Origin of the sequence: uncultured Thiohalocapsa sp. (genome assembly GCF_913063425.1) — a bacterium.
Taxonomy (GTDB): domain Bacteria; phylum Pseudomonadota; class Gammaproteobacteria; order Chromatiales; family Chromatiaceae; genus Thiohalocapsa.
Map to the genome: position 1 here is coordinate 1 of NZ_CAJXYK010000032.1, position 16,413 is coordinate 16,413.

At 70.0% G+C, this 16,413-nt stretch carries 12 protein-coding genes; 1 reads left to right on the top strand and 11 read right to left on the bottom strand.

The features are described from left to right. The 3 genes from QZ607_RS16490 to QZ607_RS16500 form a co-directional block, all read right to left on the bottom strand. Nucleotides 1-646, bottom strand: a 646-nt coding sequence (locus QZ607_RS16490) for a DUF3226 domain-containing protein (RefSeq protein ID WP_295884784.1), incomplete at its 3' end; no start/stop codon positions are given. Nucleotides 647-649: 3 nt separating this feature from the next. Beyond that, entirely contained in the window at nt 650-1,987 is a 1,338-nt protein-coding gene (locus QZ607_RS16495) for an AAA family ATPase (protein ID WP_295884786.1), read from the bottom strand. A gap of 439 nt (nt 1,988-2,426) precedes the next feature. Then, the gene (locus QZ607_RS16500; protein ID WP_295884787.1) at nt 2,427-6,875 is read right to left on the bottom strand and encodes a tetratricopeptide repeat protein; all 4,449 of its coding nucleotides are present in this window, start codon (nt 6,873-6,875) and stop codon (nt 2,427-2,429) included. 220 nt (nt 6,876-7,095) lie between these two features. Here QZ607_RS16500 and QZ607_RS16505 point away from each other — a divergent pair, with 220 nt between their 5' ends. After that, nucleotides 7,096-7,914 (top strand): 1-acyl-sn-glycerol-3-phosphate acyltransferase, encoded by an 819-nt coding sequence (locus tag QZ607_RS16505; protein ID WP_295884788.1) that lies wholly within the window; start codon nt 7,096-7,098, stop codon nt 7,912-7,914. A gap of 76 nt (nt 7,915-7,990) precedes the next feature. On the opposite strand, the gene phnE (QZ607_RS16510) is transcribed toward QZ607_RS16505, so the two are convergent. From phnE (QZ607_RS16510) to aroA, 8 genes are all read right to left on the bottom strand, one after another. Continuing rightward, nucleotides 7,991-8,809, bottom strand: a complete 819-nt coding sequence (gene phnE / locus QZ607_RS16510; RefSeq protein WP_295884790.1) for a phosphonate ABC transporter, permease protein PhnE — start codon at nt 8,807-8,809, stop codon at nt 7,991-7,993. After that, complete coding sequence (gene phnE, locus QZ607_RS16515) at nt 8,806-9,630, bottom strand: phosphonate ABC transporter, permease protein PhnE (protein ID WP_295884792.1); 825 nt, start codon at nt 9,628-9,630, stop codon at nt 8,806-8,808. Before phnE (QZ607_RS16515) ends, phnE (QZ607_RS16510) begins: the two co-directional genes overlap by 4 nt. 238 nt (nt 9,631-9,868) lie before the next feature. Next, nucleotides 9,869-10,711, bottom strand: a complete 843-nt coding sequence (gene phnC, locus QZ607_RS16520) for a phosphonate ABC transporter ATP-binding protein (protein ID WP_295884794.1) — start codon at nt 10,709-10,711, stop codon at nt 9,869-9,871. Continuing rightward, a complete protein-coding gene (gene phnD / locus QZ607_RS16525; protein WP_295884796.1) occupies nt 10,689-11,651 on the bottom strand; it encodes a phosphate/phosphite/phosphonate ABC transporter substrate-binding protein in 963 nt (320 codons plus the stop codon). The genes phnC and phnD overlap by 23 nt, the downstream gene beginning before the upstream one ends. A 65-nt stretch (nt 11,652-11,716) precedes the next feature. Next, a complete protein-coding gene (gene ihfB, locus QZ607_RS16530; RefSeq protein ID WP_295884798.1) occupies nt 11,717-12,064 on the bottom strand; it encodes an integration host factor subunit beta in 348 nt (115 codons plus the stop codon). Between the two features lie 110 nt (nt 12,065-12,174). Then, a complete protein-coding gene (gene rpsA / locus QZ607_RS16535; RefSeq protein ID WP_367268212.1) occupies nt 12,175-13,974 on the bottom strand; it encodes a 30S ribosomal protein S1 in 1,800 nt (599 codons plus the stop codon). A 238-nt stretch (nt 13,975-14,212) separates the two neighbouring features. Further along, the gene (cmk, locus tag QZ607_RS16540; RefSeq protein WP_295884800.1) at nt 14,213-14,932 is read right to left on the bottom strand and encodes a (d)CMP kinase; all 720 of its coding nucleotides are present in this window, start codon (nt 14,930-14,932) and stop codon (nt 14,213-14,215) included. Continuing rightward, on the bottom strand, nt 14,929-16,245 hold the full coding sequence (gene aroA, locus QZ607_RS16545) for a 3-phosphoshikimate 1-carboxyvinyltransferase (protein WP_295884886.1): 1,317 nt from the start codon (nt 16,243-16,245) through the stop codon (nt 14,929-14,931). Before aroA ends, cmk begins: the two co-directional genes overlap by 4 nt. Between the last annotated feature and the right edge of the window lie 168 nt (nt 16,246-16,413).

The following is a 16,413-nucleotide window of genomic DNA, read 5'->3' on the forward strand; positions in this document are numbered from 1 at the left end:
CGGCCGCGTCATCGGCATGGCCCGCAACCAGGTCCTGATGCCGGGCTTCGCCGCCTACCATCTGGGCCAACAGGGGGTAGACCCGGACCATCGGCTGGCGCCGCCGGTGCGGGACGACCTGTTCTCGGATACCTCGGAGTAGCCAGGTGTGGATCAGGGCTTTGGGCCGGCGCAGGTCCGGGAATCTGCGCTGGCCTTCGGGGATGGTGTTGATGGCCTGCTCGGCGTGCGCGAGCAGTGGATCGCCTTGAGGCACCAGGAACCGAAGGAAGTCTTCCAGGATGCCGGGCAGTCTGTTGTCGGGCATGAGCCAGACGCCGACCCGTGGCAAGAGACTCTGATCTGGCGGTAGGATCACCGTACCGTGGACTTCGGGAGACGCGGGCACCGGGCTGTATCCGGCACCTTCGAGTCGCGCGGCGATGGCCTGCCAACTGGCATCCAGACTCTCGTCCGCATCGAGCAGAATGCCGAGCGCGGCGATGTCGCTCTCCATCAGGCGGACAGGTATGCCTTCAAGCAAGCCGGGCTTCCCTCCATAAGGCTTGATCACATCGATCTTGCCAAGCTGCCTCTTGCCGCAAATGGCCTTGACCACATGCTCGTCGCTGGACCCCTCGACCATCAGCACTGTCTCGCCGGCCATGGCTCAACGCACCTCAATGTGATCGCGCGTCACGATTTCGAGGTCCTTTTCCTTGAAGACCGTCGCGGCGACACGGTCGCTCAACTGAGATAGGCGCACAAGAACGCCGTCCAGCGGGCTCTCGCTCGCCGCCTCCTGAAAGGCGCGCACACAATCCCAGCTGTGTGAGGTGGCAAAGACCTGGACATTGAGGTCTGTCGCGAGCCGGAAGATCGCTCGCCAGATATCACTTTGGACAGAATAGTGCAGACCGTTTTCGATTTCGTCCACGAGCAGAACCCCATCACGGGCATTGCATAATGACAGCACGATGCCGAACAGCCGGTTAACACCATCACCGAGGCTGCGGAGCGGAACCCGGTGGGCGTATCGCGAGCTCTTGGCGATGGCCGTTCTGGGGCCGCGACCGCGCTCATCGCTGCCGATAACCGAGATCGCTTGAATGTCATCGGAGATCACTTGCAGCGCCTTGACCACCTCTTGCTCTACCTCCGTTAACGCGATGGCATCCCAGAGCGGTCCAAGCTCGCGAGTGGAGCGAGAGCTGAAGGGGTCGAGATAGACACAGGGTGTCTGCGGTGCATCCGGGTCGGGGCGAATGGGATATGCGCGACGGTTGAGTCGCTGCATGGGCACAACACGCGAGCGCGCCGACATCTCCAGCACGAGTGCTGGAAACGACTCTTCGTCATCGAATAGATCCGCTTGCACCGGCTCGTAGGAATAGGTTTTCCGGTCTGGGTCGGCTCTGCGAGCGAACCAGTCCATGCTTACAGCGATCTTGCGAATTTGCGCGGGGATATCGCCCGTGGCGGAAATCGAGAATCCCTGCCCAACAGCGCCCAATTCCGGAAAGCCGTGGAACAGGTTGCAGATTGGCGCCACATCGCGCGCCGAGTACACATGCTCGGAGTCCCGGTCGGCGTTCAACTCCTCACGGTCATTCAGTATCTCGTAGAGTGTTCTGAGTGAGCCGCCCGTTGTAAGCACCCTGATCGCCTCAAGCAGTGTCGATTTGCCCGCGTTGTTCTTACCGGTAATCAGGTTGACCTTGCCAAAGCCGTCCAACCTCAAGTCACTGAGTGCCCTGAAGCGCCGGATGGCGATGCTCTCGATGAAGACCGTCATGGTGTTGGTCTCTTGCTGCTCAGGTGCGGTTCCAGGGAAGTCTTGCGCCGAATCGCCGGATGTGACCGCGTCGAACGTGAGTCGTGGGCGCTTGCCCAGCGCAGAACAGCTGTCGGCCAACGTACGCAGCGTCATGTTGCGCGAACCGTTCAGCAACTGGGAGACGTGGCCCCTGGTCGCGCCCATGCGCTTGGCAAGATTGGTTTGGTTCACGCCGGCCTACTTCATCGCCTGCCGGATGGATTCGGTGAATTCCGCGATCAGCAATTCCTGCGCCGCCGGTTTCGCGCTCTCGGGGCTGTCGCTCGCCCAATGTTCCAGAAAGTCAGTCAAGCACCTGCACCTTGGCTGGTGGATGTCGTTGGCGGCGTGCCCCGCGGCAACGGAGCCAACTGTTGGTGCATTCAAGCACGGAGTTTAGTTTCGGGACCAGCTCCCACGCTGGACAGACCGGGCAAGAATTCACCGGCGGCGGCCACACGGGCCATTGCGCCGCGCGCTGCGGACAGCAGATCAGTCGTTTACGTGCGCGCGGATGGCGGATGCGCTTCGCTTATCCAGCCTACAGCCGATACTTGCCCAGTCTGTGGAGCGTGGGAGTCACAGCGCCTACGCCGTCGCCTCGCGGCCTGGGCGGGCTGGGCTCGTCCGGTCAGCGCCCGGCCTGCTCCAGCGCCTCGATCAGCAGCAGGACCTCGGCGGCGGAGATGTAGTGCAGCGCCGGGTCCTCGGCGAGGGCGGGGTCGCGACTGCCGGCGGCGATGGCCTGGAGGGCCGCAAGGAAGGGGCGGAGCGAATCGGGCAGGTCCGGTTCGGCTTCCAGCTCCGCCAGCAGCGCCGCCGCGGCGGCCGGGTCGCCGGCGAGCAGGTGCTCGGCGACGGCCAGGGCGAGGCGGCCGTCGAGAGCATGGTTCTCGCCGCCGTCGCGGCGGTAGGCCAGGTAGGCCGCGCGCGCCTTGCCTCGGGCCTGTTGGGCGGCGGGCGGGTTGCCGGCGTCCGTCTCGATGGCGGCGAGGATGCCGAAGCTCTTCCAGGGCTCGGCCGCGTGGCCGAAAGGCGCCTTGCAGGCGATGGCCCGCTCGACCTCGCGGCGGGCCTCGTCGAGGCGCCCGAGCCGGCGCAGGGTCTCGGCGAGGTTGCTCCTGGCCACGCCCTCCATGGCCACATCCCCGACCTCGATGGACTTGTCCGCCGCCTGGCGGTAGAAGCCCGCCGCGTCCTCGGGCCGGTCGAGGGCGTCGTCGTAGAGGGTGCCGAGCTGACCCAGCGTGCCGGCCTGTCCGGCGACATTGCCGAGCTGGACCTCGATCTGCAGCGACTGCCGGTAGGCCGCCTCCGCCGCCTGTGGCTGCCCCGCGCCCTCGTAGGCCAGGCCGGTCTGGTGCCAGAAGACGGCGACGCTGCCCGGCTCGCCCAGCCGGGTGAAGGCCTCGCGGGCCTCGGCATAGGCGTCCAGGGCGTCCTGGTAGCGGCGCTGGTCCTTGCGCACGGAGCCGAGCTGGCCCTTGCCGACGGCGACATCGCGGGCGTCGCCGCGCTCCTCGTCGCGGCGGATGCCCTCCTCATAGGCCGCCGCCGCCTCGTCGAGCCGCCCCAGGCGCCAGAGACACTCGCCCCGCTCGCTGATGCAGGCGGAGGCCATGCGCGCCGCGGCGCGGCTGGACCGGTCTTCTGCGATGGCCTCGAAGCGCTGCTCCGCCTCGGCGAGCAGCGGCAGGGCCTGCTCCGCCCCGCCGGCGGTCCTCAGCACCCGGCCGAGCAGCCAGCAGGCCATCGCCAGGTCGTAATCGGCGCCCCGATAGGCCGCCTCCCCCGCCGCCCGGGCGCGCGCCAGCAGCGCCCGCGCCCCGGTGAGCGCGCCCTGCAGGTCGCCGCCGGCGAGCTGCTGCTCGATGCGGGTGCGCTGGGCCTCGAACCCGGCATGGCTCCAGCCGTCGCCGAGGGCCTTGGCGGCGGCGTCGCGCGCCGTGGCCACGCGCCCCAGCAGCCGCGGCTTGCCGGCGTTTTGCAGCAGACCGTAGAGGCTGGTGGCAAGATCGATGGTCGCCGCCGGGTCGTCTTTCGCCTGCAACTGCTCCAGCAGCGCGAACAGGTTGGCGAGCTCCAGTTGCGTCAGGGTCGCCGCCAGCTCGGTGTCCTGGTTCGACTGCTGTTCGAGAAAGGCGACATAGCCACCCATCGCCTCGACCCAGCGGGCGGTGAGCGCCTCGCGCTCGGCGTCGTCCAGCCGCGCGTGCAGATAGGGGCAGAGCGCCGGGTTCAGGGTCAGGTGATTGTACGGGTCCGGCGTCGCGAGGCCGGTCTGCACCAGGTCCGCGGCCAGCGCATCCAGGTCCGCCTCGTCCCAGTCGGTCATGACGCGCAGCACAGCAAGCTGGACACCGCCATGGAACACCCCCAGCACCCGCACCCGCTCCCGGTTGGCCTCCGACAGCCGCCGCAGGGACAGCTCGACGCCGGCAAAGACCGACTGCTCCCGGGCCTGGGGATGGCCTGTGGGGAAGCGCCGGGCCATGTCCGCCATCAGGTCGGTGAGCGCCGCGCGGGTGGCCTCGACGCCCTGGCTTTGCAGCGACGGCGCCAGCAGCGCCAGGGTGCGGGCGTGGCCGTGGACGGCGTCCACCAGGCGCTCGATGGCCTCGCGGCCGGCGGCGTCGCCGGCGGCGACCGCTCCGCCGCCGCCGTCGGCCGCATCCAGCACCCGCTCCACGAGCTTGATGGCGTCCTCCGGCGCGAGCCGGTGCAGCTCGCGGCGGTTGCGCTTGGCGTCGAAGGGCGCCGGCAGGGCCTCGCGGCTGGTGAAGACCAGGCGGGTGTCGCCGGCCCCGAGCAGCCGCTCGCACAGCGATAAGATCTCCGCCAGCTCGGCGCGGGCCTCCTCGGTGAGGGCGTCCGGCGTGGCCTCCGCCAGGTAGGGCGGCAGCAGCAGGCTCTCCATGTTGTCGACGACCAGGAGGCAGCGCTCCTCGCGCAAGGCGCGCTCCACCTGCTGGATGGCGTCTTCCAGCTCTCCGGCGGCGCTGAAGGCGGCGCCCACGAGCTGCCGGCCCAGGGCGTCGACCACGGCGCGCAGGTTGCCGTGGATCTCCACTGACACGAAGGCGGCGCGGCGGACCTGGTGGGAGCGCACCAGCCAGCGGGCCAGCTCGGCGGCGAGCGCGGTCTTGCCCTCGCCGCCCTGGCCGCGGATGACGGCGTAGCGCGCGCCGGCCCTGGCATCCGACTCCGGCATCAGCAGGCGCTGCAGCGCCAGCAGCTCCCGGGAGCGGCCGATGAAGCCGGTGGCGGGTGCCGGCGGCAGCGCGCCGAGGCGGGCGGCGAGGGCCTGCTGGAAGTCCGCGCGGGTCTGTTCGGCGGGCCGGCTCTTGAAGAGCTGCGGGTCGTCCTTCTCCTGGAAGAGCACGGGCACGAACCAGTCCTGGAGCCGCAGTGCCCGGGTGCCGAAGACCCGCCCGCGGGTTGGGTCCTCCGCCAGCGCCCGCTGGCCCGCGAGCATGGCGTCCCCCACCCGCCTGCCGTCCGCGAGCGCGGTGTAGAAGACGGCGACGAAGCGCCTCGCGGTCTCCACCAGCACGCTGTGGCTCATGGCCACCACGGAGGCGACGCCGACCTTGAGCAGCTCCGAGGCCACGGACTCGGAGACGCTTTCCGCCACCGCGCTCTGGCAGGCCTCCAGGAACACCAGCGGGATGCGGTGCTCGCGCAGCAGCGGGCCCAGCGCGTTAGTGTAGACGGTCAGGTGCCGGCGGCCGTCGAGCCTGCCGGTGTCGTCCGGGTGCTCGAAGCAGAGCCCGCCCAGGCCGACCTGGCGGTCGTAGACGCCGTGGCCGTCGAAGTGGACCACCTGGTAGGGCCGGCGGGCGTCGCGGGCGCGCTCCAGCGCCAGGCGCAGCGCCGGCAGGGTCGGCGGGCTCAGCACCGTCAGCGCCACCAGCCCGGGCAGGGCCTCCATGGCCTCCACCAACGGCAGGGCGCTGACGCGGTGGTCGATGTAACCGCAGGCGTCGTCCTCGGGACGGGCGGTGACCAGCAGGATGCGGATCGGCGTGGCCACCACCGGCACGTCGAAGCCCTGGGTCCGGGGCAGGCGGCGGCGCACGCGGGTGGGCCTGGCGCCCTGGAACAGGAAGCTCTTGCCGTCGTGCAGCAGCTCCCAGGGCAGGCCGAGCAGCACCGTGGCGGCCTCGCGGGCGGCCTCGACTTCGGTCTCGGGTGCACCGGCCTCCAGCGTGGCGTCCACGTCCACGTGCACCGAGAAGCGCCGCCCAGCGTGGTCGTCGATGCGGGTCCAGGCGTCGCGGACGTTCGCGGTGTGCTCCAGCGGCATGGCCGCGGCGTGGAGTGCCCGACCCCAGGTCTCGAGATTCTGCTCCACGCGCCCGGCCCGCTCCTGGATGACGGGGACGCCGCTGGGCCAGGTGGCGTAGTCCTCCAGGTACCAGCGCAGATCGTCCGTGTCCAGGGGGCCGAGGGGGTCCACCAGCCGCCAGGCCCGTTCGCTGTGCACGGCCTCCTGCCCGGGTGTGGCCGGCGCGTAGACCAGCCGGGCGCGGGCGGAGGCGCGGCGGACCGGCGCCTGGCCCTCGGCCGCGTGCTGCTGGAAGCGCAGGTCCGTCAGCTCCAGCACCAGCTCCTCCAGCGGCTCCGCCGGGGGCTGGGGTGTGGCCGGCACGTCGGTGGGCAGGCGCTCGCCGAGGGCCACCAGTATGGCGTGCATGGCCGCCTCGATGCCGCCGGGGTCGCTGCTGACCGGGATGTAGGCGGGCGCGTCGGCGAAGAAGCGCTCCATGACGCCGAGCCTGGTGCCGTCGAGCGACAGCGGGAGCACCGGATACTGCTCCTTGCCCCGTTGCTTCTGGATCTCCAGCGCGTGCACCAGCTCGTCGCCCACGCACCGCGATTGCAGCCCGTCCGGGCTGACGACAACGGCGTAGGCGCTCGCGTCCTCGATGGCGGCCTGGACCGTCGGCCACAGCAGGTCGCCGCCGCGCAGCTCGCGGGAGTCGATCCAGCCGTCGTGGCCCTGGTCGGCCAGCGCCTGCCGCAGGCGCCGCACGAAGTCGTCGTCCGCGGTGCTGTGGGAAATGAAGATCTTGGTCATGGCGTCCGCTCCCTGACGATGGGTCACTGGCCTGGGACAGTCTGACGGCCGAATCTACCGCCCGGGCAGCCCTAAGTCACGGGCAGCCCCGCCCGCCGGGGCAGCAGCGACGCCCGGGGGAGCGCAAGGACGGTGTGCGCGCCGTATGACGGCTTCCGCTCAGCCCATGGCGAAGGGACAATAGGCGGTCAAGAACCGCCCGCAGCAAGAGAGCCCTGCCATGCAGCATCCGACGGCCGCCAAAACCGGCTCCGCATCATCCCCGGACGGCGCCCAGGCGCCTGGCAGCGCGAGACCGGCGAGTCTGCCGGTGCGGATCAGAAGCGTCATCTTCGTGATCCTCTCCGGCCTCCTCGCCGTGCTGCATGCGCCGCTGGTGTTCCTGACCGCGCCGTTTCTGAGCTTCGAGCAGCGCTACCGCTTCGTGAACATCTGGAGCGTGGTGATCATGTGGCTGCTCCGGCATCTGAACCGTGTGCGCATCGAGGTGGAGGGGCGCGAGCACATCCCCAAAGACCGCGGCGTGGTGGTGATGTCCAATCACCAGAGCCCCTGGGAGACCTTCTATCTGCAGCTGCTGGTGTCGCCGCAGGCGACCATCCTCAAGAAAGAGCTGCTGTGGATTCCCTTCTTCGGTTGGGGGCTCGCGCTGCTGAAGCCCATCGCCATCGACCGGTCCGCCGGCACCCAGGCGCTCAAGATCATCGTCAAGGAGGGCGCGGCGCGGCTCGCGGACGGCATCAGCGTGATGATTTTCCCGGAGGGCACCCGCCAGCCGCCCGGGACCATCGGCCACTTCAACTCCGGGGGCGCCATGCTGGCGACCCGCTCCGGGGCGGACGTGCTGCCGGTGGCCCACAACAGCGGCGACTGCTGGCCGGCGCGCTCGGTCATGCGCTACCCGGGCACCATCCGGCTGGTCATCGGGGCGCCCATCCCGTCGAGCGGCAAGTCCGCCAAGGCGCTGACCGCCGAGGTGGAGCGCTGGATCACCGCCCATTACCCCGGTGAGCGGGTGCAGCCACCGGCGGCGGCCTGAGAGCTTGTGAAGAAGCCCAGCCGCCTACTGCGGACCCCTGCGTACGCGCCCGGCGGCGTTGCGTCGCGCCCCGGCCTCAGATGAGGGCGTGCCGCACCCGGCTGGAGACCCATTCGCTCACCACGACGGTGGCGAGGATGACCAGGAAGATGAGCGTCACCTGGGGCCAGGCCAGGGTGTCCACGGAGGCCTTGAGCTGAAGGCCGATGCCGCCGGCGCCCACCAGCCCGAGCACCGTGGATTCGCGGATGTTGATGTCCCAGCGGAACACGGCGATGCCCGCCAGCGCCGGCAGGATCTGCGGCACCACGGCATAGTCCAGCACCTGGGCGCCGCCGGCGCCGGTGGCGCGCACCGCCTCCACCTGGCGCGGGTCGATCTCCTCGATGGCCTCGTACAGGAGCTTGCCGATGAAGCCGATGGAGCGCAGCGCAATGGCGATGACGCCCGCGAGCAGGCCGGGGCCCAGGATGGTCACCAGCAGCAGCGCCCAGATGAGCGAATTCACCGAACGGGACGCGACGATGACGAAGAGCGCCAGCGGGCGCACCAGCCAGCGGCTGGGCGTGGTGTTGCGGGCGGCGAGAAAGCCCACGGGGACGGCGATCGCCAGCGCCAGCAGGGTACCGAGCGTGGCGATGTTGAGGGTGTCCCAGAGCGGGCGCCAGAGCTGGTCCAGGTACGACCAGCGCGGCGGCACCATGCGCTGGAACAGATCCCCCGCCTGCCGCGGCGCGTCCCAGACGAAGGCCCAGATCTGCTCGCGGGTCATCAGCTCCCAGCAGACCACGAACAGCAGCACCAGCAGCAGCCAGCCGGTCCAGCGCACGAGCTCCGCAAGCGCGCTGCGCCGCCGCCAGAGGGGGGCAGGGTCCGGTGCCGGGAGTCCGCTCACTGCACCTGCCTGCGAATCCAGCTGGAGGCGTACTCGGCCACCATCACGATGGCGATGATGAGCAGCAGGATGGCCGCCGCGGCGTCGTATTCGTACCTGTCCAGCGCGGTGTTGAGCGTGGACCCCACGCCGCCCGCCCCGACGATGCCGATGACCGCCGACTCGCGAAAATTGATGTCCAGCCGATACAGCGCGAGCCCGATGAGCCGCGGCATCACCTGCGGCTGAACGCCGTAATTCAGCGTCTGAAGCCAGGAGGCGCCGGCGGCGCGGATGGCCTCCACCTGCGCCTTGTCGATGTCCTCGATGTCCTCGGCGAGGAGCTTGGCGAGGAAGCCGATGGTGGCGAAGGCCAGGGTCAGAAAGCCCGCCAGCGGCCCGAAGCCCACCATGGCCACGAACAGGATGGCGACGATGATCTCCTGCAGCGAGCGCGACACCGCGACGATGGCGCGACAGACGAGATACACCGGCAGGGGCGCAAGGTTGCGCGCGGCGCCGATGCCGATGGGCACGGAGATCAGCACGCCCACCACCGTCGCGGTGAGGGTCATGGTGAGGCTCTCCGTCAGCCCCTGCTGGATATCCCCCCAGCGGCTCACGAAGTCCGGCTGTACGAAGCCCGCGAGGAAGCGCAGCCCCCGCTCCCAGCCCTCCGCCGCCCGGCCCCAGTTGACCGTAAGGCTGCCGATGCCGATGACGAGATAGGCCAGGGCGCCGAGGAGGAGCGCCCAGCGCAGTCGGGCATCGGCGATCAGCGGCGGGCGGCGCCAGCGGGTGGGACCATCGACGACGGCGGGCGCACCGGGGGACGGGGTCATGGCTGGCGGGCGGGGCGTGCCTGGCTGCCCATGGGAAAGGCCCGGTGCAGCCGCGACTGATGGACACTCTGGGCGCTGCCGGCTGCAGCGGGGCTGCTGGTGCCCCGGCAGTCGTCGCGGCCGGGAGGCCGCTCCCACCCGCATGCACTTGTGGGAGCGGCATTCCTGCCGCGACGCCCGTGGGCGGCGGTGCACCGGCAGTCGTCGCGGCCGGCAGGCCGCTCCCACCGGCGGGCGATCACAGCGCCGCCGCCAGCTGGTCGTCGTCCGGCACGTCCGGACCGGCATCGCGCCCGGCGCCCGCCTCGCCCGCGGCGCTCCAGTCCTCCTCGCCGTAGATGGCGGTGAGCACCTCGGGGCTCAGGCCCTCCGGTGCACCGTCGTAGACGATGCGCCCGTCACGCAGGCCGACGATGCGCATCATGAACTGCCGCGCCAGGGCCACGTCGTGGATGTTGACGATGGCGGCGAGGCCGCGCTCGGCGCAGACCTCCCGCAGCAGACGCATGATCTGCCGCGAGGTCTTGGGGTCCAGGCTCGCCGTGGGCTCGTCCACCAGCAGGATCTCGGGCTCCTGCGCCAGGGCCCGGGCGATGCCGACGCGCTGGCGCTGCCCGCCGGAGAGGGCGTCGGCGCGCTTGTCGGCCTGCTCGCGCAGCCCCACCCGGTCCAGCAGCCGGAAGGCGCGGGCGATGTCCGCGGGCGGAAAGCGCCGCAGCCAGCTGCGCCAGAAGGGCACATAGCCCAGGCGCCCGGAGAGAACGTTCTCCATCACCGTGAGCCGCTCCACCAGGGCGTACTCCTGGAAGATCATGCCCATGCGCCGCCGGGCACGCCGCAGCCCGCTGCGGCCGAGGTCCGTGACCGCCGTCTCGCCCAGCAGCACCCGGCCGGCGGTGGGCTCCACCAGGCGGTTGATGCAGCGGATCAGCGTGGACTTGCCGGCGCCGGAGGGGCCGATGAGCCCCAGCACCTGGCCCGCCGGCAGGGCGAGGCTCACGTCCGTGAGCGCCCGGTCGCCGGTGGCATAGCGCTTGGCGAGGCCCTCGACGCGGAGCTTAACGGCAGTCGTAGCTGACACCGTTGGCCGCATCGATCTTGCGGATGACGTCCCAGTGCTCCTGGTAGGTGATGGGGATGAACTTGGCCTCGCCCGACTGCTCGAATTCCGCCGCCAGCGCGGAGCCCTCCCAGGGGAAGCTGAAAAAGGCCTCCCTGATCTTCTCCTGGAGCGCCGGCGTCAGGTTGTGGGCATAGCCGTAGCCGGTGGTCGGGAAGGTCTGGGACTTGTAGATGCTGACGATCTGATCCGGCTCGATGACATCGCGGGCGATCATCCGGCGCAGCACGGAGTTGGCCACGGAGGCCGCCGGATAGTCCTTGTTGGCGACGCCCATGATGGAGTTGTCGTGCTTGCCGGAGAAGGTCGGCTCGAAATCCCGGTCGGCGAGCATGTCGAACTCGCTTTTGAGGATTGCGGACGGTGCCTTGTAGCCGGAGTTGGACGTGGGCGACGTGAAGGCGAGCTTGCCGCCCCTGATGTCCTGCACCTGATCGATGCCGCTGCCGGGATGGGTGATGATCTCCATCTCGTAGCCGAAGCTGTCGTCGGCGCCCGCCATCATCGCGAAGGGCACGAAGCCCGCGCAGTTCACGGCCAACGGGTTGGAGCCCGTGTTGAAGCCGGCGACATGCAGGCGCCCGGCGCGCATGGCCTCGATCTGTGCGGCGTTGGATTGGACGGGAAAGAACTGCACGCGCTTGCCCGTCACCGCTTCCATGTGGTCGAGGAAGCCTTCCCAGACCTTGGCATAGACCGACGGGTCCTCCACCGGCGTGTACGCGAACACCAGCACCGGCGGGTCCACCAGCGCGGCCGGGTCCTCCGGCGTGTCCGCCACCAGATCGCCGTCGGCATCCGTAAACCGTGGGTCCAGGGCCAGGGCCGGCAGGGCCAGGGCCAGGGCCAGGCCCGGGGCCGCAAAGCCGAGCAGGACCCGACGAAGCGCATCGAAAGGCATCACCGTTACCTCTGCATCACCATCCGCCGGAGATTAACCAGCGAGTGTGACAGGGCGATGACGGTTCAGCCCGTGGCGGTCTTGAGCGGCGCGGCTGCCTGCTGCTCCGCCTCCGCCTCCAGCTGCGCCTGGTAAGCGGCGTTGACGCGGTCGCGCAGCTCCTTGCCGGGCTTGAAGTGGGGGACGTACTTGCCGGCAAGCGCCACGGAGTCGCCGGTCTTGGGGTTGCGGCCGATGCGCGGCGGGCGATAGTGCAGCGAGAAGCTGCCGAAGCCGCGGATCTCAATGCGCTCGCCGGCGGCGAGTGCAGCGCTCATCTGCTCGAGAATGCAGCGCACGGCGAGCTCGACGTCCTTACAGGCGAGATGGCTCTGCTGTTCGGCCAGGATCTCGATGAGCTCCGATTTCATCATGATGCATCACCCCGAAAATGCTGGGCGGGTTTGGCCCCGCCGCCACCTGCCCGGCGGGCCGGCGGCGGGACCGCACGCGGGCGGCGGTCCGGCGTGGCCGGTGCTCAGGGTCAGTCTTCCTTGGCGGCCTCCTCCATCTGCTGCTTGAGGATGTCGCCCAGGGTCGCGGTGCCGGCCTGCGCCTCGCGCGCATAGCCCTTGATGGCCGCCTGCTCGTCGGCCATGTCCTTTGCCTTCACGGACAGGGAGATGGTGCGGTTCTTCCGGTCCACGCCCATGAACTTGGCCTCGATCTCCTCGCCGGGCTTCAGCACCTGGCGGGCATCCTCGACGCGGTCGCGGGAGATCTCGGAGGCGCGCAGATAGCCTTCCACGCCTTCGCCCAGGTCCACGGTGGCACCCTTGGCATCCACCTCGCTGATGGTGCCCGTGACGATGCTGCCCTTCTCGTTCAGGGCGACAAAGCTGGAGAAGGGGTCCTTGTCCAGCTGCTTGACGCCGAGGGAGATGCGCTCGCGCTCCGGGTCCACCGACAGCACCACGGTCTCCACCTCGTCGCCCTTCTTGAAGCGGCGCAGGGCCTCCTCGCCGGCCTCGTCCCAGGAGATGTCGGACAGATGAACCAGCCCGTCGATGCCGCCGTCCAGGCCGATGAAGATGCCGAAGTCGGTGATGGACTTGATCTGACCACTGACCCGGTCGCCCTTCTTGTAGGTGGCGGAGAACTCGTCCCAGGGGTTGCTCTGGCACTGCTTGATGCCCAACGAGATGCGGCGGCGCTCCTCATCGATGTCGAGGATCATGACCTCCACCTCGTCGCCCAGGGCGACCACCTTGGTGGGATGCACGTTCTTGTTGGTCCAGTCCATCTCGGAGACGTGCACGAGGCCCTCGACGCCCTCTTCGATCTCCACGAAGCAGCCGTAGTCCGCGATGTTGGTGACCTTGCCGAAGACGCGGGTGCCCTCCGGATAGCGGCGGGAGATGTTCACCCACGGGTCCTCGCCCATCTGCTTCAGGCCCAGGGAGACACGCTGGCGCTCGCGGTCGAACTTGAGCACCTTGACCATGATCTCCTGGCCGATCTCGACGACCTCAGACGGGTGCTTCACCCGGCGCCAGGCCATGTCGGTGATGTGCAGCAGGCCGTCGATGCCGCCCAGGTCCAGGAAGGCGCCGTAGTCGGTGAGGTTCTTGACCACGCCCTGGAGCTCCAGGCCTTCTTCGAGCTTCTCCAGCAGGGCCTCGCGCTCGGCGCTGTATTCCTCTTCCACGACGGCGCGACGGGAGACGACGACGTTGTTGCGCCGGCGGTCCAGCTTGATGACCTTGAACTCCAGGTCCTTGCCTTCGAGGTAGGTGGTGTCGCGCACCGGGCGCACGTCCACCAGGGAGCCGGGCAGGAACGCGCGCACGTTGCCGAGCTCCACGGTGAAGCCGCCCTTGACCTTGCCGTTGATCATGCCCTTGACGGTGTCGCCGTCCTCGAAGGCCTTCTCCAGCTGATCCCAGGCGGCGAAGCGCTTCGCCTTCTCGCGCGAGAGCCGGGTGGTGCCGAAGCCGTCCTCGACGGCGTCCAGGGCCACCTCCACCTCGTCGCCGACGGCGACTTCCAGCTCGCCCTCGGGCGAGATGAACTGGTTGCGCGGGATGATCCCCTCGGTCTTCAGGCCGGCGTAGACGATGACCACGTCCGGCGTGATGTCCACCACCTCTCCGGTGATGACGGTGCCCGGTTGGAGCTGGGTGTTGGTAAGGCTCTCTTCGAAGAGCTCAGCGAAGCTTTCGGTCATGAGGTTGGGTTTTTCCTGGCCGGGTGGGCGCCGCGGTGCGCTGTGGTGGGCACGCTGCGGGGCATGTTGCGATGGCAGCGTCGTGACAGCTCGGCCCGCGGCTCGCCGGCGGGGGATGAGAGGTCACCGAGCACGCCGCCCGGCCTGTTCCTATGCTGCTGCAAGGGTGAATGAAACACCGGTGGCGGACCACCGGCAGCTCGGTTGCGGTGCCCGGCACCGCGGCTCTCTTTCTGCGACAACTGCTGACTGCTCGGAGCCGGCTCGATGCCCCGCCCGTAGGATGCCGGCTGGGGCCGGTACGCGCTGGGGCGACGGCGACGGCGACGGTCCCGACGATGGCACCGGCGACGGATCAGGCGCCGGACTGGACGCCGGATGACGCCTGGAGCGCCTGCGGCAGCCGGCGGCGGACCGCGTCCACCACGCATGCCAGCACGGCGTCGATGTCGAGCGCCGAAGTGTCGATGATCACGGCGTCGTCCGCCGGCGCCAGGGGGCTTGCGGCGCGCTCGCGATCACGGCGATCGCGCTCGGCCAGCTCCTGCGCAAGACTGTGCAAGTTAGCATCCATGCCCTTGTCTTTCAACTGCTTATAGCGCCGATCCGCGCGCACTTCCGGACTTGCGTCAAGGTAGAGCTTGAGGGCGGCCTCCGGGAAAACGACGGTGCCCATGTCACGGCCGTCCGCGATGAGCCCCGGTGGGCGCACCGCCTCGCGCTGGAGCCGCCACAGGGCCTGGCGCACGGCGGGCTGTGCCGCCACGCGGGAGGCGTGCTCGGCGGCGGCGGCGGTACGGATGTCGGTGCTCACATCGAGGTCGTCAAGCAGCACCCGCTCGCCATCGAAGCGGATGTGAAGGGCCTGCGCCAGGGCGCCCAGCGCGTCGCCGTCATCCAGGTCCAGCCCGCGGCGCACGGCGGCGAGCCCGACACAGCGGTAGAGCGCACCCGTGTCCAGCACATGCCAGCCGAGCAGCTGCGCAAGCCGCCCGGCAATGGTGCCCTTGCCGGTGCCGGAGGGCCCATCGACGGTGATCACGGGCGCCGCCAGGCCCGCCGCGGGCTCGATCATGCCGGTGTCTCCTCGATGCCCAGCCCGGCCGCCGCCGCCAGCGTCGCGAAGCCCGGAAAGGAGGTGTCCACGTTGGCGCAGTCCTGCACCAGCACCGGGGCCTCCGCCCGCAGCGCCGCCATGGCAAAGGCCATGGCGATGCGGTGGTCACCGTGGCTGTCCACACTGCCGCCGGCGAGGGGCGCACCGCCCCGACCCTGGATGCGGATGCCGTCCGGCAGGACTTCGGTCTCGACGCCCAGGCGGCCCAGCCCCGCCGCCATCACGGCGATGCGGTCGCTCTCCTTCACCCGCAGCTCCTCGGCACCGGTGAGCAGCGTTTCGCCTTCGGCGCAGGCGGCGGCGACGAAGAGCGCCGGGAACTCGTCGATGGCGAGCGGCACCTGCTCGGCGGGGATCTCGATGCCCCGCAGCCGTGCGCTGCGCACGCGCAGGTCCGCCACCGGCTCCGCGCCGCACTGGCGCGGGTTCTCCACAGCGATGTCGGCGCCCATGGCCTTGAGAATGTTCAGCACGCCCACCCGTGTCGGGTTCACGCCCACCGCCGGCAGGGTCACAGCGCCGCCGGCGGCGATGCTCGCCCCCACCAGAAAGAAGGCGGCGGAGGAAATGTCCGCCGGGACCTCGACGGGTGCCGCCGTGAGCCGGCTGCCGCCCTCAATGCAGACCCGGGCACCGTCGCGCCGAACCGCACAGCCGAAGGTGGCCAGCATGCGCTCGGTGTGGTCGCGGGTGACGGCGGGCTCGGTGACGCAGGTCTCACCGTCCGCATAAAGTCCGGCCAGCAGCAGGCAGGACTTCACCTGGGCGCTCGCCACCGGCATGGCGTAGTCGATGCCGTGCAGGCGCGGCACCGGGCGGATCAGCAGCGGCGCGGTGCCGGCGGCAGTGGTCTCGATGTCGGCGCCCATGCGCGCGAGCGGCTCGGTGACCCGGCGCATGGGCCGGCGCGACAGGGACGCATCGCCCACCAGGGTGGTGGCGAAACGCTGCCCTGCGAGCAGCCCGCACAGGAGCCGCATGGCCGTGCCGGCGTTACCGACATCCAGCGGCGCTGCGGGCGCCGTGAGCCCGTCGCGCCCGACCCCGCGGATGCGCAGCTCGCCCCGCGCGGGGCCTTCGATGGCGACGCCCATGCGGCGGAAGGCGGCGAGCGTGGCCAGGCTGTCGGCGCCTTCGAGAAAGCCCGTCACCTGCGTCTCGCCGTCTGCCAGGGCACCGAGCATGATGGCGCGGTGCGAGACCGACTTGTCCCCGGGCACCCGGATCTCGCCCACGAGTGTACCGCCCGGCGCCACGGCGTAGCCGCGCACGGGCGCCGGCGGGACTGCCTGCGGAGGCTGGTCTGTCGCTGGATCCGGGCTCAAGGCGCTGGCGCTCAAGTCGATGCGGCTCAAGTCAGTGGGGCTCCCAATGCGTCGGTGGGTGAGTCGGGGGCGTCGCAGCCATGATCGGCCGGCCGCCTGCGCCATCGAGCCTGC

What these genes read in the sequence shown, in the direction of transcription:
- QZ607_RS16500 (WP_295884787.1), bottom strand. Translation starts at nt 6,875, where the DNA reads ATGACCAAGATCTTCATTTCCCACAGCACCGCGGACGACGACTTCGTG.
- QZ607_RS16505 (WP_295884788.1), top strand. Translation starts at nt 7,096, where the DNA reads ATGCAGCATCCGACGGCCGCCAAAACCGGCTCCGCATCATCCCCGGAC.
- phnE (WP_295884792.1), bottom strand. Translation starts at nt 9,630, where the DNA reads ATGACCCCGTCCCCCGGTGCGCCCGCCGTCGTCGATGGTCCCACCCGC.
- phnD (WP_295884796.1), bottom strand. Translation starts at nt 11,651, where the DNA reads ATGCCTTTCGATGCGCTTCGTCGGGTCCTGCTCGGCTTTGCGGCCCCG.
- ihfB (WP_295884798.1), bottom strand. Translation starts at nt 12,064, where the DNA reads ATGATGAAATCGGAGCTCATCGAGATCCTGGCCGAACAGCAGAGCCAT.
- cmk (WP_295884800.1), bottom strand. Translation starts at nt 14,932, where the DNA reads ATGATCGAGCCCGCGGCGGGCCTGGCGGCGCCCGTGATCACCGTCGAT.